Source organism: Pseudoalteromonas sp. 68 DY56-GL68 (genome assembly GCF_041414825.1).
GTDB lineage: Bacteria > Pseudomonadota > Gammaproteobacteria > Enterobacterales > Alteromonadaceae > Pseudoalteromonas.
Map to the genome: position 1 here is coordinate 612,994 of NZ_JAOCZL010000006.1, position 20,247 is coordinate 633,240.

General features: G+C 39.9%; 24 protein-coding genes. 7 read left to right on the plus strand and 17 right to left on the minus strand.

Features of this window, described 5'->3' with window-relative positions; genetic code table 11:
- Positions 1-4 precede the first annotated feature (4 nt).
- The 6 genes from xni (at position 5) to ilvN (ending at position 6,872) form a co-directional block, all read left to right on the plus strand.
- Positions 5-778 (plus strand): flap endonuclease Xni, encoded by a 774-nt coding sequence (xni, locus tag NYF15_RS03550; protein ID WP_371352803.1) that lies wholly within the window; start codon positions 5-7, stop codon positions 776-778.
- Between the two features lie 70 nt (positions 779-848).
- Positions 849-1,232, plus strand: coding sequence for a DUF3192 domain-containing protein (locus NYF15_RS03555; RefSeq protein WP_062568106.1), 384 nt, complete (start codon positions 849-851; stop codon positions 1,230-1,232).
- Positions 1,233-1,238: 6 nt separating this feature from the next.
- Positions 1,239-2,936, plus strand: coding sequence for a hypothetical protein (locus tag NYF15_RS03560; protein WP_371352804.1), 1,698 nt, complete (start codon positions 1,239-1,241; stop codon positions 2,934-2,936).
- Between the two features lie 216 nt (positions 2,937-3,152).
- Positions 3,153-4,160 carry an isocitrate dehydrogenase gene (locus NYF15_RS03565; protein WP_062568108.1) on the plus strand — a complete coding sequence of 336 codons (1,008 nt, stop codon included), beginning with the start codon at positions 3,153-3,155 and terminating at the stop codon, positions 4,158-4,160.
- 490 nt (positions 4,161-4,650) lie between these two features.
- Complete coding sequence (locus NYF15_RS03570) at positions 4,651-6,375, plus strand: acetolactate synthase 3 large subunit (RefSeq protein ID WP_130152271.1); 1,725 nt, start codon at positions 4,651-4,653, stop codon at positions 6,373-6,375.
- Complete coding sequence (ilvN, locus tag NYF15_RS03575; RefSeq protein WP_036972002.1) at positions 6,375-6,872, plus strand: acetolactate synthase small subunit; 498 nt, start codon at positions 6,375-6,377, stop codon at positions 6,870-6,872. Before NYF15_RS03570 ends, ilvN begins: the two co-directional genes overlap by 1 nt.
- 75 nt (positions 6,873-6,947) lie before the next feature.
- On the opposite strand, the gene NYF15_RS03580 is transcribed toward ilvN, so the two are convergent.
- The 15 genes from NYF15_RS03580 to NYF15_RS03650 all read right to left on the minus strand — a co-directional run bounded on the left by NYF15_RS03580 (position 6,948) and on the right by NYF15_RS03650 (position 18,139).
- Positions 6,948-7,223, minus strand: a complete 276-nt coding sequence (locus NYF15_RS03580; protein ID WP_036972004.1) for an HU family DNA-binding protein — start codon at positions 7,221-7,223, stop codon at positions 6,948-6,950.
- 202 nt (positions 7,224-7,425) lie between these two features.
- Positions 7,426-7,962 carry a DUF3833 domain-containing protein gene (locus NYF15_RS03585; RefSeq protein ID WP_371352805.1) on the minus strand — a complete coding sequence of 179 codons (537 nt, stop codon included), beginning with the start codon at positions 7,960-7,962 and terminating at the stop codon, positions 7,426-7,428.
- Complete coding sequence (locus tag NYF15_RS03590) at positions 7,955-8,452, minus strand: chalcone isomerase family protein (protein ID WP_371352806.1); 498 nt, start codon at positions 8,450-8,452, stop codon at positions 7,955-7,957. The genes NYF15_RS03585 and NYF15_RS03590 overlap by 8 nt, the downstream gene beginning before the upstream one ends.
- Positions 8,453-8,507: 55 nt before the next feature.
- Complete coding sequence (locus NYF15_RS03595; RefSeq protein WP_371352807.1) at positions 8,508-8,951, minus strand: DUF2878 family protein; 444 nt, start codon at positions 8,949-8,951, stop codon at positions 8,508-8,510.
- A 28-nt stretch (positions 8,952-8,979) separates the two neighbouring features.
- Positions 8,980-10,242 carry a class I SAM-dependent methyltransferase gene (locus NYF15_RS03600; protein WP_371352808.1) on the minus strand — a complete coding sequence of 421 codons (1,263 nt, stop codon included), beginning with the start codon at positions 10,240-10,242 and terminating at the stop codon, positions 8,980-8,982.
- Positions 10,243-10,246: 4 nt separating this feature from the next.
- Complete coding sequence (locus tag NYF15_RS03605) at positions 10,247-10,996, minus strand: DUF1365 domain-containing protein (RefSeq protein WP_237118998.1); 750 nt, start codon at positions 10,994-10,996, stop codon at positions 10,247-10,249.
- On the minus strand, positions 10,989-12,245 hold the full coding sequence (locus NYF15_RS03610; RefSeq protein WP_341804701.1) for an FAD-dependent oxidoreductase: 1,257 nt from the start codon (positions 12,243-12,245) through the stop codon (positions 10,989-10,991). Before NYF15_RS03610 ends, NYF15_RS03605 begins: the two co-directional genes overlap by 8 nt.
- Positions 12,242-12,952, minus strand: coding sequence for an SDR family NAD(P)-dependent oxidoreductase (locus NYF15_RS03615; RefSeq protein WP_237119000.1), 711 nt, complete (start codon positions 12,950-12,952; stop codon positions 12,242-12,244). The genes NYF15_RS03610 and NYF15_RS03615 overlap by 4 nt, the downstream gene beginning before the upstream one ends.
- Complete coding sequence (locus tag NYF15_RS03620; RefSeq protein ID WP_237119001.1) at positions 12,952-13,380, minus strand: nuclear transport factor 2 family protein; 429 nt, start codon at positions 13,378-13,380, stop codon at positions 12,952-12,954. The genes NYF15_RS03615 and NYF15_RS03620 overlap by 1 nt, the downstream gene beginning before the upstream one ends.
- A 1-nt stretch (position 13,381) precedes the next feature.
- Positions 13,382-14,773, minus strand: a complete 1,392-nt coding sequence (gene phrB / locus NYF15_RS03625) for a deoxyribodipyrimidine photo-lyase (RefSeq protein WP_371352809.1) — start codon at positions 14,771-14,773, stop codon at positions 13,382-13,384.
- Positions 14,773-15,726, minus strand: coding sequence for a YbgA family protein (locus NYF15_RS03630; RefSeq protein ID WP_371352810.1), 954 nt, complete (start codon positions 15,724-15,726; stop codon positions 14,773-14,775). The genes phrB and NYF15_RS03630 overlap by 1 nt, the downstream gene beginning before the upstream one ends.
- Positions 15,727-15,733: 7 nt before the next feature.
- Positions 15,734-16,384 (minus strand): ChrR family anti-sigma-E factor, encoded by a 651-nt coding sequence (locus tag NYF15_RS03635; RefSeq protein ID WP_371352811.1) that lies wholly within the window; start codon positions 16,382-16,384, stop codon positions 15,734-15,736.
- Complete coding sequence (locus NYF15_RS03640) at positions 16,377-17,000, minus strand: sigma-70 family RNA polymerase sigma factor (RefSeq protein WP_371352812.1); 624 nt, start codon at positions 16,998-17,000, stop codon at positions 16,377-16,379. Before NYF15_RS03640 ends, NYF15_RS03635 begins: the two co-directional genes overlap by 8 nt.
- 62 nt (positions 17,001-17,062) lie before the next feature.
- Positions 17,063-17,641, minus strand: coding sequence for an LON peptidase substrate-binding domain-containing protein (locus tag NYF15_RS03645; protein ID WP_237119005.1), 579 nt, complete (start codon positions 17,639-17,641; stop codon positions 17,063-17,065).
- Between the two features lie 219 nt (positions 17,642-17,860).
- Complete coding sequence (locus NYF15_RS03650) at positions 17,861-18,139, minus strand: hypothetical protein (protein WP_062568123.1); 279 nt, start codon at positions 18,137-18,139, stop codon at positions 17,861-17,863.
- 255 nt (positions 18,140-18,394) lie between these two features.
- Between NYF15_RS03650 and NYF15_RS03655 the strand changes: the two genes are divergently transcribed.
- Positions 18,395-19,024: a hemolysin III family protein gene (locus NYF15_RS03655; protein ID WP_371352813.1), complete on the plus strand. Its 630-nt coding sequence runs from the start codon at positions 18,395-18,397 to the stop codon at positions 19,022-19,024.
- Here NYF15_RS03655 and NYF15_RS03660 read toward each other — a convergent pair.
- A complete protein-coding gene (locus NYF15_RS03660; protein WP_130152286.1) occupies positions 19,021-19,329 on the minus strand; it encodes an MGMT family protein in 309 nt (102 codons plus the stop codon). The two genes, NYF15_RS03655 and NYF15_RS03660, sit on opposite strands and share 4 nt — an antisense overlap.
- Positions 19,313-20,224 (minus strand): LysR family transcriptional regulator, encoded by a 912-nt coding sequence (locus NYF15_RS03665; protein ID WP_130152287.1) that lies wholly within the window; start codon positions 20,222-20,224, stop codon positions 19,313-19,315. The genes NYF15_RS03660 and NYF15_RS03665 overlap by 17 nt, the downstream gene beginning before the upstream one ends.
- Positions 20,225-20,247 lie beyond the last annotated feature (23 nt).

The window sequence follows — 20,247 nt, forward strand, 5'->3', positions numbered from 1 at the left end:
CTTTGTGAGCACCCAGTTACTTTTAATAGATGCGCTTAATCTAATCAGGCGCATCTATGCTGTTGATAGTAATCAAAGTCACCACAGTGAAGAGCATATGATCAAAGCAAGTTGTGCCCGTGTAGCTCATGCTTGCAAAAAGTTACGTGCGCAATGTAACGCCACCCACGGCGTTGCGGTGTTTGATGGCGACAGAAGCTGGCGCTATCATTACTTTAAAGATTACAAATCTTCTCGGGCTCCAATGCCTGATTTACTTAAGAAGAACCTTGCATTATTTAAGCAAGCGATAGAACAAACGGGCATTGTTGTTTTCTCCCCTGATAACGACGAAGCAGATGACATTATCGCAACTCTCGCCTACAAGGCCGCCTCAAATAAAGTGCCCTCAACCATCGTTTCAACTGATAAAGGGTTTTTACCATTTTTATCTGAATACATAAGCGTTTTTGACTACTTTAAAAAACACTTTATCAGCCAAGATGATATTCATACGCGCTTTTCAGTGCCACAGCACAGGCTAATTGATTTTTGGGCTTTAGCAGGTGATAAAACCAACGATATCCCAGGCGTTAAAGGGATTGGCAATAAATCAGCACAACAATTGATAAATCAATATAATGTGATTGATGATGCCATAGACGATGAAACGCTTAACGCGACTTTAAAACGTAAGCTCATTGCCGAAATGGATTTGTTTATCATTTCCAAAAACTTGGTTACCTTGCGAACAGATATAAACTTAGGCTTTAGTTTAAAGCAGTTAAGACTCAATTAGTCGCAATCCATTAGCACTGTAGAACAACTGATCGTATACTAAAAACAGCGTTCGTATTGAAGAGTGACACATGTTTAAAAAGGTTTTCCAATATCTGATACTAGGATTGGGTGTTTACGCACTCATAGCAGCCTTAGTTATCACTTTTTATAAAGATGACCCTCAAGCAATGATTTGGCAAGATCGTGAAGCGTTCAATAAACGTTATATTGCCAAGCTTTCAATCGATAAACCTGAAAACCTTAATGCCGTACTTGATTATTTAGGTAGTCCAGACCTAACCTATGCGAAACGAGCAGAAGATGTTGTATGGCAAATTGTTTTTTATCGCACGCAACATGTTAAATCTGATGGCATTACAACAATTGATGAGTGTACTGGTCTATTATTTAAAAACGGTCAACTTGTGCTATGGGGACCCAGTGCCTATGAAAGCTATCAACAAGAAGGCTAACACGCTATGATGGAGTCAGTCACGCCACGGGAGTTGGCGCGCTTGTTTGATAGCACACACCAATTATTAAAGCTTTATCATCACAAAAATAAATGGCCACAAATATATCCCCTATTAAATAATCTTGCTGAGCGTTACTACCTCATTTATCAAGCTTGTCCTAAAGGCCTGCAAGCCCAACTAAGCTTATACGTTCCAGATTATGGCTATACAACTAATTTAGTTGTAAACCAATGTGTACTCGCCTGTGTGTTATGTCGAGCTCTTAACTACAACCAAGCGATCAGCGAACAAATTATTGCAACCTGCTTGGCTAATTATTTATGTGTGCAATCACAAAGCAATAAGTTAGCCTGTGCACAAACTCTCACAGCGCAAGATAAAAAACTGTGGCAATGTCGCCACCAGCTCGCAGTAAAGTTATTGCATGCCTCTGGCCCTATGACATTAAGTGTGCAACATATACTTGCGCGCCTTAATAAATACAAACAAGCCTTATTAAGTGCTCCAAAAACAATGATTTACGATGGTGCGACGACTCTTGTTGCCTTAGCTAATATCATTGCAATGAATATAACTTACCGTCAAACAGGCGAGCACATTAGTTTACATAAAGCACTGGCTGACATTTACTTACGAACCCCAAATGAATTTGCTCAAAAAGCGATAAAAAACTTTATTGCCCACACCGGCTCATACCTTCCAGCCAGTGAAGTAAATTATGCCGAGCAGTCACTCATTTATTTAGCAACGGATGATCGTGCACGGCATATACTTGTCGATGTTTCTCGCCCTGAAAAAGTGCGTTGGCATAGAGTGAAAGCAACGCTTAATACCTTTGAGAAACAACGAGCATGTAGTGATAACCGCTTACTCTATACGGTTTGGTTCAGCGACAATATAAATTTTGCGCACCCTGAAGACATTGCTAAATCTCAGCGACAAAAATACCTCAATCTCATTCGCCAGTTAAAAATATCGAAAGAATACAGCTTTAGTTCACTTAATAAGTTACTAAGCCCATTTCCTGAGCTCATTTTGCAATTAACTCTAGCCGTTAAACCCTATAATAAAGAGCATCAACGTGCTAAAGACTTACGTCATTGTTTATCGATGGTGGGTTACGACAATGCCCCTGCTATTATTCAAAAGGTGCTCTTTCAACGTTTAGTCGCAACCATTTCACACCCATTAGAACTACACATAGTTAAGCGACTAGAAAATATTGCTGTTATTATTCAAGCTTTTTTTAAGCACTCAACGATTCAACAGTTTGAACAAGTCACCCTGCCCTTATACGCGTACTGTGTGTTTTTATGCGAAAATCATGCTACTGCCTTATCCCGAAAAACATTATTTGAACAAGCCGAATCAAACATAGTTAGTGCCCCTTTAGCCTGTTTATTTGGCGTAAGTGCAATTGATCAAACATCACTCAATGAATACCTCACGCAATTACTCGGTGATAATCCATGGACTGGATACTTACTAAACAGCGAACAAAAGGAAAAACAGCAATTAAGTATCGAGGAGAAACACTGGATTGCAATAAAATTATTTGCTCACTATGTCTTTCAACCCAACGCAGTTTTCAGCAGTTGGCAAGAACAAATTATGGCGCAAAGCCTTAATCTAGTTGGCTGGCAATCAAAAGCGGATTTTTATTCATATCTACAAACCTGCGAGTTTGCCGATAATTTTTAAATTGTGTTGTTAAAACGTGCAAAATCGTTAAATAATTATGAACTTTCGCCTATTTATAGTCAGTATTCACAGGATAAACTGGCAAAAAGCTGAATAAATTGCTATAAAAGCCGCTTAAATTTTCAAACACATCCACGTAAAGTTTCTAACAAGCAAAGTCGTGCTCAATTTCGCGATGTATTTACGTGTATATCTACTCATAAATAGGAAAAGTAAATGGCTAAACAAACCATCACAGTGATCAAAGGCGACGGCATTGGTCCTAGCATTATTGATTCAGCACTTGAGATCCTTAAAGCTGCAGGTTGCGATTTTGATTATGAATTCGTTGATGCTGGCCTTGCTGCCCTAGAAAAAACTGGTGAGTTACTTCCGCAAGAAACCATTGATACTATTGCACGTAACAAGATCACTTTAAAAGGTCCTTTAACTACACCAGTGGGTGAAGGTTTCACATCTATCAACGTTACATTACGTAAAAAGTTTGGCCTATACGCTAACGTACGCCCTGTTAAGTCTTTTGCAGGTACAAAAGCGCGTTACGATGACATCGATATCATCACGGTTCGCGAAAACACACAAGGTATGTACTCAGGTCTTGGCCAAGTTGTGTCAGAAGATGGTAACGAAGCTGAAGCGATGTCAAAAATCACACGTGAAGGTGCAGAAAAAATCGTTACTTTTGCATACGAATTAGCAGTACGCGAAGGCCGTAAAAAAGTCACTGCGGTGCACAAAGCTAACATCCTTAAATCAACGTCTGGTTTATTCTTAAAAGTTGCACGTGAAGTCGCTGAGCGTTACCCGCAAATCGAATCAACTGAGATGATCGTTGATGCAACATGTATGAAGCTAGTAATGACGCCAGACGAGTTTGATGTAATTGTTACAACGAACTTATTCGGTGACATTCTATCTGACCTATGTGCTGGTCTTGTTGGTGGTTTAGGTATGGCACCAGGTGCAAACATCGGTGAAGATGCAGCTATCTTTGAAGCTGTTCACGGTAGTGCTCCTGATATCGCAGGTAAGAACCTTGCTAACCCAACTTCAGTTATCTTAGCGTCAATTCAAATGCTAGAGCACCTTGAAATGGGTGAAACAGCTGAGCGTATTCGTAACGCTGTAGCAGACGTTATTAAGACAGGTGACCGTACTACACGTGACCTAGGTGGTAGCCATGGTACAACTGACTTCACGCAAGCAGTAATCGACCGCCTGTAATTTTAGTCACAAACTCATTTTAAAAAGCCAGTCACCCGACTGGCTTTTTTTATGGCTAGATTATGCATAACTAAGGAGTGGTTATATTATTTATTACTGTTAAGCCATAAAACAACATAATCAAATTAATGCATAGTTATTCCCTTAAAGCCGCCAATAAAAACAAACAAAAGAACAAAAATAACCACAACAACAAAAATAAGAAAAAATAATGCAAAAACCACCTTTTACAGTTGACATCCCTTGCTAAAAAGCTTAAAAATAAGTCAATCATTTTTTAGGCAGCAACTCTATTTAGGAGTTGCCCTTTTATAAGAATTTTAAAACTATGAATATTCGCAGTCACCTTTTAGTCGTCAACGTTCTCGTACTGGTCTTTTTAACAAGCCCAGCGGGGAGCTATTAAAAGGTGAAAGCATGCTTTTAAAAAACCCCCGCCCTATGCGGGGGTTTTTTTATGCTCTCGCAGCTAGCACACAGAGGAATGAGGATGAGTAAAACACAATACAATGGGTCAGAACTGGTAGTTCGGGCATTAAAAGAATTAAAGGTTAAGTATATTTTCGGCTACCCCGGTGGCTCTGTACTAGACCTATATGATGCACTTTTTCAACAAGACGATATTGAACATATCTTAGTGCGTCATGAACAAGCCGCTACACATATGGCAGATGGTTATGCCCGTGCCACGGGTGAGGTCGGTGTTGTGCTTGCAACTTCAGGCCCAGGGGCGACAAACTGTATTACCGGTATTGCTACCGCTTATATGGATTCTATTCCTATGGTGGTTTTATCTGGCCAAGTGCCCACAGGCCTAATTGGTGACGACGCTTTCCAAGAAACAGATATCGTTGGCTGCTCAAGGCCCATAGTAAAGCACAGCTTTAATTGCCGTAGTGCTAAAGATATCCCTGCCATTCTTGCAAAAGCATTCTATATAGCCAGCACGGGGCGTCCTGGTCCTGTTGTTGTTGAACTACCAAAAGATATGCTAAACCCTGCGCTTACTTTTGAATTTGATTTCCCCAAAGCAACAGAGCTAAGAACCTACAACCCCAATACGAAAGGGCATTCAAAGCAAATAAGAAAAGCCGTTACTGCGATTCTAGAAGCCAAGAAATTAGTTATCTATTCAGGTGGTGGTATTGTGCTCTCTAATACCTCTGAGCAGTTAACTCGACTTGTTGAGTCACTCAATGCGCCTATTACGAATACATTAATGGGTTTAGGTGGCATTAGCGGCACACATCCAAACTTTATTGGTATGCTTGGAATGCATGGCAGTTTAGAAGCCAATAAAGCAATGGCCAACGCAGATGTTATTTTAGCGCTTGGCGCCCGTTTCGATGATCGGGTAACTAATAACGTTAAAAAGTTTTGCCCAAATGCAACGATTGTCCATGTAGACGTAGATCCAACATCAATCTCTAAAACCATTAAAGCCCACATTCCGGTGGTTGGTTGCTTAAACACGGTTCTTGAACAACTTCAAACAGCGATAGATAAAAGTTCTATTGCGATCGACCGCTCAGCACAAGAAGATTGGTGGCGACAAATCATTAGCTGGCGTGAACAAAAGTGTTTAAGCTACAGCACAGATGGCGATAAAATTAAGCCGCAAGCTGTAATTGAAGCCATTTATAAAGCAACCAATGGCGATGCTTATGTAAGCTCTGATGTAGGCCAGCACCAAATGTTTGCAGCTCAGTACTACCCGTTCAAACACCCACGTCAATGGATTAATTCAGGTGGCTTAGGCACCATGGGCTTTGGGTTGCCAGCTGCAATGGGAGTAAAGCTTGCTTTCCCTGATAAAGAATCAATCTGTGTGACAGGGGATGGATCTATTCAAATGAATATTCAAGAGCTATCAACCTGTTTACAATACAATTTAGCTGTAAAAGTAGTCTCACTTAACAATCGTTCACTTGGCATGGTTCGCCAATGGCAAGATATGATGTATTCAGGACGTCATTCGTCTTCTTATATGGAATCATTACCTGACTTTGTAAAGCTAGTAGAAAGCTACGGCCATGTAGGTATTCGCGTTGACCATATCGATGAACTAGAACCAGCAATCGACAAAGCTATGTCAATCAACGACAGGCTCGTATTTTTAGATATTTGTGTTGATGAGAAAGAACATGTTTACCCTATGCAAATCAAGTTAGGAGCTGTAGACGACATGTGGTTACGTAAAGGAGTAAAAGCATAATGCGCCGTATTTTATCAATCTTATTAGAAAATGAACCAGGCTCGTTATCACGCATTGTTGGTTTGTTTTCACAGCGAGCTTACAACATTGACAGCCTAACCGTCGGCACAACGGATGATCACTCATTATCAAGAATTACCATCACAACTATGGGTGACGACCGTATCGTTGAGCAAATCACTAAGCAAGTTAATAAACTTGTTGATGTACTTAAGATCATTGATCTAACTGAAATGGCACATATTGAGCGCGAATTGTTACTTGTGAAAGTGTTTGCCCAAGACGAAAACACTCGCGCAGCGGTCACCCGTGTGGTTGATGTATTTCAAGGTGCGATTCTTGATATGGGTCGCCATAGCTACACGTTACAACTAGTGGCTAGTACTGAAAAAATAGAGTCTTTCCTTGATACACTGCGCCATGAAACAGATCTTATTGAAGTTGTACGTTCTGGTGCGGTTGGCATTGGTCGAGGTGACAAAGCGCTAAAAGCGTAAACGTTTTAAAGCTAAATCAAAGAGACAAAAAAAGGGCTTATTAGCCCTTTTTTTAATAATAAGCAATCAGTCTTATTAAGGATTAACTTGATCTTTAAGACCTTTACCCGCTTTAAAGCTTGGGATAGTTGCTGCTGCGATTTGAATTTCTGCACCAGTTTGTGGGTTACGGCCAGTACGCGCTGCACGCTCTTTTACTGAGAATGTACCGAAACCAACTAATGCTACTGAGTTACCTTCTTTAAGAGAGTTAGTAACCGCGCCAGTGAACGCATCAAGTGCACGTGTTGCTGCCGCTTTTGAGATTTCTGCATCAGTAGCAATTTTTTCAACTAATTGAGCTTTATTCATTGTTAGATTCCTATTCGTTATTATTTTGCCTTCGCAAAACCTATCTTTATGTATTTTTGAAAAGTTAGCAACAGCAAATTGCTATTTTTACGTAAATTCTTCAAAAATGACTACATTTTAACTATCTGTCACTAATCTAGTGACTTCAGGGTTAATAAAGACTGAATTTAACCATCTTTCAAATGGCTTAGAGACAATTAAACTATCGTTCGATTTTCTCGATAACCAAGGTCACTTCCCCGACCTCGATGCCAAACTTATCAATAGCAGTACGGTTAATCAAGCGTGATTGTGTTACCAAATACATCCAATCATCAAAATTCACTACTAAAGTACTACCATCATAAGGTAATTCCACCGAGTAGGTCCAATGAAAAACACTGCCATTGCTGTCACCGTAAGCCGTACCGATAACATCAGATGCTGTCCCCTCAATGCTGCCATCCTCTTTTAGAGTGATATACCAAGTACGCGTTTGAGTTTCACCATCATCATAGACAAATTGCTCATCAATAACTCCTTGATTACCTTGCCAGCTTGCTTGCATATCAACCACTAACTTACGCGTTAACTCGCCTTTGTGGTCTTGGACAACACCATAGGCTTTCAACTCGCCATTAAAGAAGCGTTTAAAATCAAACTGTGGCTCTGTTCCTTGGTAATAATCAACGTCAGGTGCAGAACAACTGGTGACTAACATTACCATGATAAAAATAAAAATTGCTTTGAGCTTAATCATGTTTCCCTCCAATAAGCTGTTTTCGAAGTGACGGCTCTGAGGTATCACTACTGAGCCAAATTGCTAAAAAATGGTCTGCAAACTTCTTGTCTTCAACAACACCTAGCTTATCGTTATTAAAGTAAAAAGTACCTATGCCTTGTGGGTTCGTTTCAAATGATAAAGAGTCGTTTTTTTCGATATTTGGCCAAAGCGCTAACAATTTTTCGTCATAAGTGTTAACCATATCGACCAAACCGAGATGCTGCCATTGTTCATTGGTCGCTTTGACGATGTCTTTTGCATCAAAATTACGCAAATAAGTAAGTGTTAATTTCACCGGATGTTCACCAAACTCATAGCTTCCTGTGGGAGTTTCTAGTTTCGCGTCATAGACATCCCAAAATAAATACTCCATTTTCGCTTCACCGACTGTCTTGAAGCCGTTAGCATTGACATACGCTGACAAGGTCAACGTGATAAATAAAAGCGTTACATGTATTAACTTCATAATTGCTTGCCTAAAAGTGAATTTATAGACACTACGACTTAAGCTAAGAAGTTGATCATTTATTGGCAAGCATTCTGTTATTTAAAGTAATTATAACGAGAAACATTGATGCCCAGCCTGTGCCATACATAATCCAAAACTGCCATACAGGTAACTCGATATTAAGCACACCAAAACGCGCACCAGCAAAGTAACTGGCTGGCGCAAATACAGCGCAAATTAACCACGCTAAGTACCAAGGAAGCTTTTGCAAAAATTGCATTGAAGTATTAACGGTAAGCAGTAAAGCAGCCCAAAGCACCGCCAGCCAAAAAGGAAATGGGGACACTTTAAAACTCAGTAAATTAAATGATGTAGCCAACCATTCAAAAGTCAGTGCAATAGGTAGGGCAAAAACCAGTAAAAAAGCATCTTGTCTTCGTTGCAATGACAAATACATCATCAGTGAAACACAAACAAGGGCCGGCAAAATAGACTTTTGTTCAAGGAGTAAGGCCATAAACCAAACCCCTTGGAACAAGGCAAAATTAATAATTGAGCGCAATGTCATCGCCGGAATGCACAAAGCGTGGTCTGCGGGCAACAAGATGAACCGTGCTTATCGCACGCGTTCTAAACGCCCCTTCGCAGTAGGCAAGGTAAAATAACCACAAACGATAGAAACGTTGATCAAACTTTACTTTATCGATTTCGGGCCAACTGGCAATAAAACGTTCACGCCAATCAGCAAGGGTTCGGGCATAATGCACTCCAATATCTTTTACACTGTGTACGACCATGTCCGTTTTCAGCTTTATTTGTTTGTTCATCTCGTCTAAACACGGCAAACAACCACCTGGAAAGATATACTGCTGAATAAAGTCAGAATTTTTTAGATAATGTTTGTAGCGTTGGTCGGCAATGGTAATCGCTTGAATTAACATAGCGCCGTTTTCTTTTAACAGTGATTGACACTTAGCGAAAAAGCCTGGTAAATACTCATGACCCACTGCTTCAATCATTTCTATGGAGACAAGCTTATCGTAACGCCCTTCAAGCAAACGGTAATCTTGTTTGAGTAACGTAATTTTACTTTCTAAGTTTAGCTGTTGAATTTTCTCAGCCACATAAGCGTGTTGTTCATCAGAAATCGTCGTAGTTGTCACATGGCAATCGTAATGGGTGGCAGCATATATTGCAAATGCGCCCCACCCTGTACCAATTTCAATTACCTTGTCGCCCGCTTGCAAATCAACTTGCTCGCAAATAAGCGCTAGCTTGTGCGACTGGGCTTGCTCTAGTGTTGCTTTTTGGGATGGGTAGACAGCGCAAGAATAAAGCATTTCGTCACTTAGAAAAGAGCTATACAAATCATTGCCTAAGTCATAATGAGCAGCAATATTCTTTTTTGAACCACTTGATGAGTTCTTATTTTTTAAATGATTAATGCGATGCGATAAGCCACTCAAAAAGGCAAATTTTTTCTCAAACGCGTCAAGCTGATCTTGATTTAATGCAAATATTTCAATCAGCTGTGTTAGATTATCGCACTCCCAATAACCTAAAATATACGCTTCCCCAGCCCCTACACTACCGGATAATGCAAACAACTTATACATTGCAGGATCTTTCACAGTCACTGTCACATTTAAAGAGCTACTTGGGTTACCGAATTGAATACGTTCATTTTCTTCAACAAGTGTGATGCAACCAATATTAATGCTATTAAAAGCACCGGTTACAAGCTTTTTGTAGATTTTTGTTAACCAACTCGTTGTATGAGTCTGTGTTAAGTTTGATACCTTTTCCATCACATCACCTAGTTTGTTTCTCTTGCTTGCCCGAGTGACCAATAAAAGGCACACGTTTACAAAACAACTTCAGCGCATGAATATAAATCCCCTTGAAAATACTAAGGGTCATCGCTGGGAAACGTTTAAGTACAGCACTTACTTGTTGTTTAGTAAGCGGCTGCCTTTGCAGTCTCAATGTTGCATCAAACAAGAGTTTTTCGTCTTTTTTATTTTCAATATGAATCATGGTGTTATCAGAACTTTGTCTGACACTCCAATGATAGTTCATATCTAAGTTCATGAAAGGTGATACGGAGAAAACCTTTTTAAAGTTCACTTTTTTTTGCAGGGGTACGACATAATAATGACGTTCATTCCAAGGGGTATTACTTACCTCAGCAAGCATGTGGCTAAATTCGCCATTCGGTGTCTGATAAAAGAAAAAGTTTACAGGGCTAAAATAAATTCCGAAGCAGCGCATTTGCCCAAGCATGAAAACATGACTGAATGTTTGCGTGACACCGAGCTGTGCGATTTTATCGAGTGCTCGCTGTTTTACAGGTAATTGCATGTCAGTTTGATAGTTAAAATAGTCGCTTTGATTGAACTTCAGCGCTTTAAAACCATCACAGCCGAGCCAAGGATGAATACCGTTCAATTCTTCAGGCCGTGATAAATCAACCCACATCATATAAAGTGGGTATTTGAAGTGGTGCTCCTTCACCGCAAATCGTCGGTGACGAATATCACCGACATAAATTGCGCTATTCAAACTCTACTCCGAGTTGCTTTGCGACATTTACAGCACTTCTAACACCATCTTCATGGAAGCCGTTATACCAATAGGCACCACAAAAATAACTGTTATTTTTTCCGTCTATGAGTGACTTTTTCTTTTGGGCCGCAATAGATTGTTTATTAAAAACAGGGTGATGATATGTAAACTCTCTGAGGATTTTATCTTTACTGATCCCTTCAAGGTGGTTCAACGTGACACAAAATTGCGTATCACTTTTGATACCCTGTAATATATTCATTTGATATGTTACTACAGCCGCTTTATCCGTGTTGTCATTCAGTAAGTAATTCCAACTGGCCCAAGCAGCTTTACGTTTAGGTAAGAGCGCCGTGTCTGTATGTAGCACCACTGAATTAGCTGTATATGGCATTGCAGCTAGCACTGCTTTTTCATCTTCACTTGGGTCTAGTAATAATTTGAGGGCTTGATCTGAATGACAGGCAAACACCACTTTATCAAAGGTTTCAGTATGACCATCGTCAAAATGAATATGAGCACAGTCTTCAGTGCGTGAAACCGAGCTAATGTTGCTGTTCAAACGAATTTTTTCCGCAAAACCTTGTATCATAGGTTTAATATACTCGCGCGATCCACCTGGTATTACGTACCACTGTGGGCGATTAGTAATGTCCAATAAACCATGGTTATAGAAGAACTTAACAAAAAACTCAACGCCTACTTGGGTCATCTCTTTTATGCTAGTCGACCAAATAGCTGCGCCCATCGGTAAAATATAATGTAAGCGGAAAAATTCATTAAAATTGTGCTCATCTAAAAGCTCGCCCAGCGTTTGATTTTCTGTATAAGTTTGTTTGGCATGCAGCGCTTTACAGACATCATTGAAGCGCACAATATCTTTCAATAACTTCCAAAATTTAGGGCGGAAAATATTGCGCTTTTGAGCAAATAAACTGAAAAAAGTATGACCATTATACTCAAAGCCAGTGCCTTCATTATGCACACTAAAACTCATTTGTGTCTTTTGTCGATCGACACCTAAACGGTCTAATAACTTTTCAAAATACGGGTATGTTCTATCGTTAAAAACTATAAACCCCGTATCAACAGCATATTCAACGCCACCGAGGTTAACATCGATGGTTGCAGTATGGCCGCCTATGTAATCGTTTTTCTCAAATACAGTTACATCGTAATGTTTATGCAGTAGGTGTGCGCAGCTTAATCCCGCTATGCCAGACCCAATTACAGCCACTTTTTTCAACGTGATAATCCTTTTGCAAGCTTCAACCATAATGGCATTGGAAGCATTCTTAAAAATTTTAAAATGAAGGTAAAACGATGGGGGAAATGCACTTCTTTGCGCCTTTTCTTAACCCCTTTGTAAATATAATTTGCAGCCTGTTCAGCCGTTACAGCCATAGGCATTGGGAAGTCATTTTTATCTGTTAATGGCGTTTTCACAAAACCTGGGTGAACAAGAGTGACATCTACATCAGTTAAATCCACCGCGAGGCTATTGGCTAAATAACTCACTCCGGCTTTGGAAGCTCCATATGCTTGACTGCGAGGCAAAGGAAGATATGTCACACTGGAACTTACAATAACAAGCTGGCCACCAGATTTAATTCTTGGCAGCAATGCCTCTAAGCAATATCCCATACTCAGTAAGTTGGTGGTAACAACACGCTCAAACAAGCTGCTGTCAAAGTGACGTGCATCATCAATGTACTCACAATTACCTGCGTTTAAAATAACGCGGTCAAACTCGTTATAAGCAACTGTACTGGAGCGTATATCCTGTAAGTTTGTAGCATCAAATTGGCAGCTTTCGATGTGGCTATGTTGACTCAGCTTAGTAAGTTTCTCTGTATTTCTACCACAGGCAATAACGTTTTCTCCGTGCTCTGCGTATAGCCTAGCAAGTGCTTCACCAATCCCTGAGGTTGCTCCTGTAATTAAAGTAGTCATTATGCACTTGTCCTTTTATCAATATAACGTATTGCTGTACCAAGAAGCGGAATATGCCTATATAGGAGTGCGCCTACATCAAAGTAATCCTGATGATTAACTATTTTATCTCCCTCAAAAACTAAACGGCTGTGTCCCTCAACGGCAATGCTATTGCCATTATTTAGTTTTGGGTGGCGATAATGCATCGTCCAATAGATAAAGGCTTTATTATTGCTACTTTCAGTGTCTTTTATCGAAAACTGGCAAGACAACACATTTGCGTATAAATTTTCAAAGTAATGATGGAGTGACTCAAGACCGTTCACGGTATGCAGTGGATCAGTAAATTGGATATCTGGGTGATAGATATCATCAAGTAGCTGCACGTTATTTTTGTTCAGTGATTGGTAAATTTCAATAAACCTATCGAGAGTCACCTTATCCATATCACACCTTAAATGCGTTTAGCGCACGTTCTCGTGCAGCTTTATGATCAACAATTGCTGGCCAATAACTGCTAGACTTTCCTTGCTTAGCTAAATAATCATGAGGAAAGTGAATTTGCTTCGCAGGTATTTTTTCCAGCTCTGGTAGATATTTACGAATAAATTCACCATCTGGATCAAAACGCTCACTTTGAGTAATTGGATTAAAAATACGGAAATAAGGTTGTGCGTCACATCCAGTGCTTGCTGCCCACTGCCAGCCGCCATTATTTGAAGCCAAATCACCATCAATCAAATGCTTCATGAAAAAGCGCTCACCCTTTCGCCAATCAATAAGTAGGTGCTTTGTTAAAAAGCTCGCAACCACCATACGTAAACGGTTATGCATCCAGCCTGTTTGCACTAACTGGCGCATTGCAGCATCAACAAGAGGATAACCCGTTTTCCCCTCGCACCATGCTTTAAAGTCACTGTCGTCGTTACGCCACTCAACCGCATTATATTTGTCGTTAAAGTTTGCGTACTTGCTTAGGCGTGGATAAACCGATATGAGGTGTCGGTAAAATTCTCGCCAAATTAACTCATTGACCCAGCAAAACAAATTGCTTTTCGCACTTTTTAATATATCAGGGTGACGCTGTTGAATCAGCGCAAGAAGCTGATGAACACTGATAATACCTAACGCTAAATAAGGACTCAGACCTGATGTACCTTTAATGCTGGGGATATCTCGCTGCTCTTGATAAGAGGCAAGCTTTTCATCTATAAAGCGGGCGCAAACATGACTTAAGGTCTCATCATCAACGGGCCACTTTTGCGAGCTTCCATCTGACTTGAGTAATTTACTTTCTTGCCACTCGATTTTGTCATGCATTTTAGGCGGCTCAGCAAAGTAGAAATGTGTATCTTGATACTCTTTAAGCCAAGCATTTTTAAATGGAGTATAAACCTTAAACATCTCACCACTTTGGTTTTTGATACTACCTGGGGGGGCAATCACATCACCATCATAAGTGTAAAATGAAACCCCAAGGCTGTCGGCTTTATCTACAAAGGCACGGTCACGCTCAACTTCATTTAGCTCATACTCGTTATTAACGTAAACATTTTTTACTGCATTTTCTTCGCAAAAATCGGCTAGTTTCTCAACGCAACCGGCATAGTCTCCAGCATCAATGAGATGCAACTTTATACCTTTAGTTGCTAATAACTCGCCTAAAAAGGCAAGCCTGCGTTTTAATAAATCTAGCTGAATATCAGCGACATCATGGGCTTGCCACTGCTTTTCAGTTATAAAAAATACAGCATGTCGGCAGCCATTCTCGCTCGCTTGATACAGAGCGTCGTTATTAAAAAGGCGCAAATCGCGCCTAAACCAGAATAGTGTGTTCATTAAATTCCGTAGCGTAGTTTAAGTTCGTTCGGATAAGGGTCTAAGTACACTTGTTGACTTAGATATTCATTTGGATGAACTTTGAGGTGATGCTTTATCAGCGTTAATGGCACATACAGTGGCACTAACCCTTGCCGATACTCGTCTATTGCATCGCGTAACTCTTGCTTTTCAATCTTAGAGAGTGACTTTTTAAAATAACCTTGCAAGTGCATAAGCGTGTTCGCATTATTTTTGCGAGAAGCAGGCTTTTTCAAAGCTGTCATCAAACCAAGGATGTAATCACTTGCTAATGCTTGAATGTCGTGACCATCAAATGTGCCCAGTAAATTGCCTAAATTACGGTATGCTTCGTAGTTGTGAGCCATCAAAAGATACTTATACTGAGCATGAAATTGGGTCAAACGATGCACGGTTAAAGGTTGTTCATTTAGCGTTTGCCAATGTTTGTAAGTGTATACACGCATGACGAAATTCTCTCGTAAATGCATGTCGTTCAAGCGCCCGTTCTCTTCACATGGCAATAGTGGATTATGCGCCATTATTTGCTCAGCAAAAAAGCCCACACCTTCAGAGGTGTTACCTGTGCCTTGTTCGTTGTAAATTTTGATACGCTCCATACCACAGCTAGGGCTTTTGGCGCAAAAAACAAAACCACTTAACTCAGCTGTTTGCTCTGTAGCAACTCGCTTTCCGTATTCTGTAAGTTTTGGTCCTACGTCTCCCGTGCCGTCAGGGCGACAAACTTTAATTGTGTCACCCACTCTCACTTGGCGGATGGTTGGTCGTGGAATAGGTAATCCGACAGCCACTTCAGGGCAAAACTTCTTATACTCAACATGGTTAGCGAGCTCGTCCATACAAAAGTTAGATTTTTTATGACCACTATCAAAACGAACTTTATCGCCAGCAAGACAGGCACTAATACCTATTTTAATTGTTGATTGCAGCATAGGATCCCTAATAAATTAAATTACCAATTGGGTTAAGTAATTTGCTAATACCTTTGTTAAAATGCAGCGCACTACTTACCACTGTAAAACACAAACACCCTTCAGCCGTTTTTGGTGTGTGGTTATGGCGTCCATCCAGCAGCATAAAATCTCCTGGTACATAACTGCCATCTTCATCACTAAACTCACCATCAAGTAATAAGGTTAGCTCAAAACCTGTGTGAGTGTGCTCTGGAATTTCACCACCGGCGTCGATATGTAAAAGACTTGCTCTGAGCGCCCCATCATCCAATGCAATTCGTGAACGTGCTAATTTACCTATTTGCATAAAGCTACTGTGCCCAATGCGAGTTAGCGCTCTAGGTAAGGTGTACTCTCTTCCCTTCACCTCTACTTTGATAGCCGGTTGTTCATATACTTCATCAACACTCTCATCCGAGGTGATGTTGTCGAACATAATTTGATCAAAGCAAATGTCATTGTCATTAACGACGTCTTCAAATGCAGTGTTTGCATTTTTAGCTTCAAGTGTAGCGAGTTGCTTTTGACAAACAGGACACATCTCAACATGAATAGCAACCGCGACACTTAGCGTAGCCGGCAAATTGCCCTCACTAAATTGCACTAATAATTCGTTGCTCGGATGATGCTTAATCATGTTGCTCTCCCATTTCGTTGCGTAACTTCTGCAAGGCTAGACGAAGTCGAGACTTCACCGTACCTACGGGAATGTTTAAATGCTCTGCAAGTTGCTCTTGTGACATATCTTGAAAATAAACGCCACGCACTACTTCACGTTGAGCTTGTGGTAAACGATCTAGATACTGTTTAATTTGCTTATCTTCAAGGTGATCGCTGAACTCATGTTGCCCAGACTCAGCTTCGTCAATAAGCGGCCAAATATCTTCACTAATACACTCTTCTTTGCTGCTTTTCATTTTTCTGAGCATATCGAAAGATGCATTTCGCATCACTGTGTATACCCACGTTGTCGCAGCACCTTTTTCTGGATGGTATAAGTGTGCCTTTCTCCAAACCGAAGTGAGCGTTTCCTGTACCAATTCCATAGCTTGAGCCTCAGAACCAAACTGTTTGATTCCAAAACGCTTTATTTTTGGCGAAAAATATTGGAAAAGAAAAGCAAATGCACGCTTGTCACGGGAAGTGGCAACAGCGAATAGCGAATCAGCAAGCTCTTTGCTCGGTGTCTCTGGCATGGCAGTAAATTGACCTGTTTTAGGTTTACAACCTGTTTGAAGTTGTTGACTTACCATTTTAATGTCATCCAATTATTGTCGTAAAAAGCAATACGCATTCAGACTGGGTTCGGATCATATTAATCAGTAAATTCTGTATTAATTAGAGTATGGAGGAAAGTGAGTAAGTTTTCAAAGTTAGATTCAAAGGCAAGTTGTTGTTTTTTAACTAGTGAAATAGGTAAAATTTCAAGCCAACGCGCAGCAACCCAAGCCAAATCATCGTAGTGTGGCGCTGGGTAGAGTGCAGATAAATCAGGCTGATTAGCAAACACTGAACGAAGCGTCTCGCTTAATAAAGCATTGTTCTGATCCAAAGGTGTTTTTTTATACCAAGCAGGCTCAATTATTGCTTCAACATCAGCATAACGAAGCATATTTTTGTCTTGGAATGGATTGTGAATTGTGACAGCAGTTTGTGCATAAACATCTATCAAGAGCTGACCACTGTCGTCTTGATTGAAGTCATTAATTTGCATCAAACAACCTAGGTTAGGCAAGTTGAACTCAGTATCGTGCTGATAAGTACAAAGCACAAATCCCGTGTTATCTTTCGCGGCTTCTTTAACCATGTCAAGATAACGCTGCTCAAATATTCTAAGTTTAGTTGCCCCCTCTGGAAGAATAAAAACCGGTAGGGGAAAAATCGCACGCTTCATAAAGTCTACTATTCAAAATACCACATGCCTCTAATTACGTGCGCTTTTCATTTGCCGATCAATATTTCATGAAATCTTCATTTATGCCCATAAATTAAAAGTTGAACCATTGTGCAACGTTTCTAAATAATTCGATTGACGCGTACGCACTCAGTAAACTCAAAACGGGTGCAACCATAAGTAAAAATAAACTGATTTCACTACTCATTAGGTGTTTCCTTACTGCTTATTTTCTACAACAGGTGCTTTAGCAATAACGGTTGATTTGTCATTTTCCTTAACAACCTCTTCGCTCATGTATTCATTGAGTAATTGCTGAGCATCAAATTCAATACTGTTTGTCACATTTTGTTTAAGCTCATTACTCGCTTGTTGAACATAACTTTTTAGCGATTGAGTAATTGTGTTACTAATATCTAATTCAAAGTCAGTCGCACTTGCTTGAGTAGACCCTAATACAAGTAACGCAGCTGTCGTAAGTTTAAGTGAGTTATTCATAATGATATTCCTTGTCTCTTTAAGTAATTAGTCGTAACTACTTAATCAAAGGTTGTGCCAGCATGAAAATATTTTACAACCAATTAATTTTTAAAGACTTTTAATTAATTTTATTTTTCCACTCTATTCAGTATTGGTTAATAAAACCAATCACCTTAATGTTTTTGACTAACTATTAGCGAAAAAATAAACGTTGATATGTTCAGCGTACACTTGTACACTGAAATTGTTTTTACAATCACTTTTAGAGAGTTTATGACTGTTCAGTTACCCTACTCACGTCAAGAAGAACAAATCAATGTACTCACTCATAGCTTGGGCGTGTTATTTGCTTTTTACGTACTGTGGGATTTGATTTCGCAATCAAAAGCTGTGTCAGCAACAGTCAGTGCGATTGTTTATGGTTCAAGTTTGCTGGTGCTTTTTATGGCATCAACACTTTACCATGCAAGTACCAAAGAGCGTTTGCGTGCCATCTATAAAAAATGTGATCATTGCGCTATTTATTTACTAATTGCTGGCACTTACACACCATATCTCGTCATATCATTATCGGGAATGTGGGCAATTGCAGCGCTGGTATTTATTTGGAGTTTAGCAATAGGCGGGGTCATTTATAAGTTGGCGGTAAAAAATGGCAATAAAAAAGTATCACTCGCAACCTACTTATTAATGGGTTGGTTTGCCCTTGCCCTTGTCTACCCCCTGTACTTAAATTTAGATCACAGTGCCTTGTGGTGGTTATTAGCTGGAGGCATTGCTTACAGTCTTGGTACTTTTTTTTACAGTGCTAAAACACGCCACTATAGCCATGCTATTTGGCACGTATTTGTACTTGTTGGGTGTGTATGTCACTACCTATCAATCAGTTTATATGTTTTTTAATCCCATTGGTGTAAACGCATATTGATTTTAGCTTTATTAAAGCTCACCCCTTCACTGATTAATTTTTGCCGTTGTTCAAGGTGTTTACTCGTCCCTTCTGGAAAAGAGATTTTACCTTGGCTATTCACAACACGATGCCATGGAATAATTGAATCACTAGGCATTTCTTTTAATAAGCGGCCAACCAGTCTGGCATTTTGCGGGTAACCCGCAAGCGTAGCAACTTGCCCATAACTTGCTACTTTACCTGAAGGAATAGAGGCTATTATTGTAAAAATTAACTCTTCTTTAGTTGCCTGTTGCATAGGCTTGCTCCGTATATTCTTTACTTACCTCACTAAAGGCTTGCCAAATTGATCTTGCAACTGGACCATGATGCACTGAATGTTGCCTAAACACGCGAATTTCTGCGCCAAACTGGTGCTCTCTATCCGTAATTTTTATTTGCTGTAACAAACCTGATTCTATTTCAGCCTGACAATGTTGCAGACTTATCATTGCCCAGCCAGCACCAGAGAGTAAAAACGACTTAACACTGGTAATATCATCTATTTTCATTAAAGCTGAGCCAAGGTTGTAAGATAGTCTGTCAGAGTCAAAACTCAGATCACTTTCAAACATAGCCAGACATGGGTAATTTTGTATCTCGGCAAAACTAATCTCTCTTGGCACGACATGAGGAGCACTGACAATACCAATATCAAACTTACCTATCGGTAAACTTTCGAGATCCCCTGTTGCATGAAACAAATCAAACCATGGCCCAATACCTAAATCTGCCTGCAAGCTATTGACTTGCTCTAAAGACACAAATCGTTTTCCTGAAGAAATACTAAACTCAGTACTTGCAAAGCACTTAAAGGTTTCGCTTATCACTTGATTATAACTATGCTGATGACACAGTTGCTCGTAGCAAATTCTATAACTGGCTTCATTACCCAGCGCAAGTTCTTTTGCTAAAGAAGCCAACTCACTGTTTGCATTGAGTAATTGGCGTGCTTCACGATAAAAAATGCGCCCTTTCTCTGTTAAACCTAAGCGATACTGATTTCGGTCTAACAGTTCAAAACCAAGCTCCGACTCAAGCTTCTTTATAGCAAGCGTCAATGCAGGTTGTGTTTTGTGTAATGCCACAGCTGCTTGGCTTAAACTAGAGCTTTGCACGATTGCATCTAAAATTGTTAATTGATTTAAATTCATTAATCGCCAAAACCATTAAAAAA

Excerpts from the sequence above, each read along its gene's own strand:
- NYF15_RS03555 (WP_062568106.1), top strand. The coding sequence starts at position 849 with ATGTTTAAAAAGGTTTTCCAATATCTGATACTAGGATTGGGTGTTTAC.
- NYF15_RS03560 (WP_371352804.1), top strand. The coding sequence starts at position 1,239 with ATGATGGAGTCAGTCACGCCACGGGAGTTGGCGCGCTTGTTTGATAGC.
- NYF15_RS03565 (WP_062568108.1), top strand. The coding sequence starts at position 3,153 with ATGGCTAAACAAACCATCACAGTGATCAAAGGCGACGGCATTGGTCCT.
- NYF15_RS03570 (WP_130152271.1), top strand. The coding sequence starts at position 4,651 with ATGAGTAAAACACAATACAATGGGTCAGAACTGGTAGTTCGGGCATTA.
- ilvN (WP_036972002.1), top strand. The coding sequence starts at position 6,375 with ATGCGCCGTATTTTATCAATCTTATTAGAAAATGAACCAGGCTCGTTA.
- NYF15_RS03580 (WP_036972004.1), bottom strand. The coding sequence starts at position 7,223 with ATGAATAAAGCTCAATTAGTTGAAAAAATTGCTACTGATGCAGAAATC.
- NYF15_RS03585 (WP_371352805.1), bottom strand. The coding sequence starts at position 7,962 with ATGATTAAGCTCAAAGCAATTTTTATTTTTATCATGGTAATGTTAGTC.
- NYF15_RS03590 (WP_371352806.1), bottom strand. The coding sequence starts at position 8,452 with ATGAAGTTAATACATGTAACGCTTTTATTTATCACGTTGACCTTGTCA.
- NYF15_RS03595 (WP_371352807.1), bottom strand. The coding sequence starts at position 8,951 with ATGGCCTTACTCCTTGAACAAAAGTCTATTTTGCCGGCCCTTGTTTGT.
- NYF15_RS03600 (WP_371352808.1), bottom strand. The coding sequence starts at position 10,242 with ATGGAAAAGGTATCAAACTTAACACAGACTCATACAACGAGTTGGTTA.
- NYF15_RS03615 (WP_237119000.1), bottom strand. The coding sequence starts at position 12,952 with ATGACTACTTTAATTACAGGAGCAACCTCAGGGATTGGTGAAGCACTT.
- NYF15_RS03620 (WP_237119001.1), bottom strand. The coding sequence starts at position 13,380 with ATGGATAAGGTGACTCTCGATAGGTTTATTGAAATTTACCAATCACTG.
- phrB (WP_371352809.1), bottom strand. The coding sequence starts at position 14,773 with ATGAACACACTATTCTGGTTTAGGCGCGATTTGCGCCTTTTTAATAAC.
- NYF15_RS03630 (WP_371352810.1), bottom strand. The coding sequence starts at position 15,726 with ATGCTGCAATCAACAATTAAAATAGGTATTAGTGCCTGTCTTGCTGGC.
- NYF15_RS03635 (WP_371352811.1), bottom strand. The coding sequence starts at position 16,384 with ATGATTAAGCATCATCCGAGCAACGAATTATTAGTGCAATTTAGTGAG.
- NYF15_RS03640 (WP_371352812.1), bottom strand. The coding sequence starts at position 17,000 with ATGGTAAGTCAACAACTTCAAACAGGTTGTAAACCTAAAACAGGTCAA.
- NYF15_RS03645 (WP_237119005.1), bottom strand. The coding sequence starts at position 17,641 with ATGAAGCGTGCGATTTTTCCCCTACCGGTTTTTATTCTTCCAGAGGGG.
- NYF15_RS03650 (WP_062568123.1), bottom strand. The coding sequence starts at position 18,139 with ATGAATAACTCACTTAAACTTACGACAGCTGCGTTACTTGTATTAGGG.
- NYF15_RS03655 (WP_371352813.1), top strand. The coding sequence starts at position 18,395 with ATGACTGTTCAGTTACCCTACTCACGTCAAGAAGAACAAATCAATGTA.
- NYF15_RS03660 (WP_130152286.1), bottom strand. The coding sequence starts at position 19,329 with ATGCAACAGGCAACTAAAGAAGAGTTAATTTTTACAATAATAGCCTCT.
- NYF15_RS03665 (WP_130152287.1), bottom strand. The coding sequence starts at position 20,224 with ATGAATTTAAATCAATTAACAATTTTAGATGCAATCGTGCAAAGCTCT.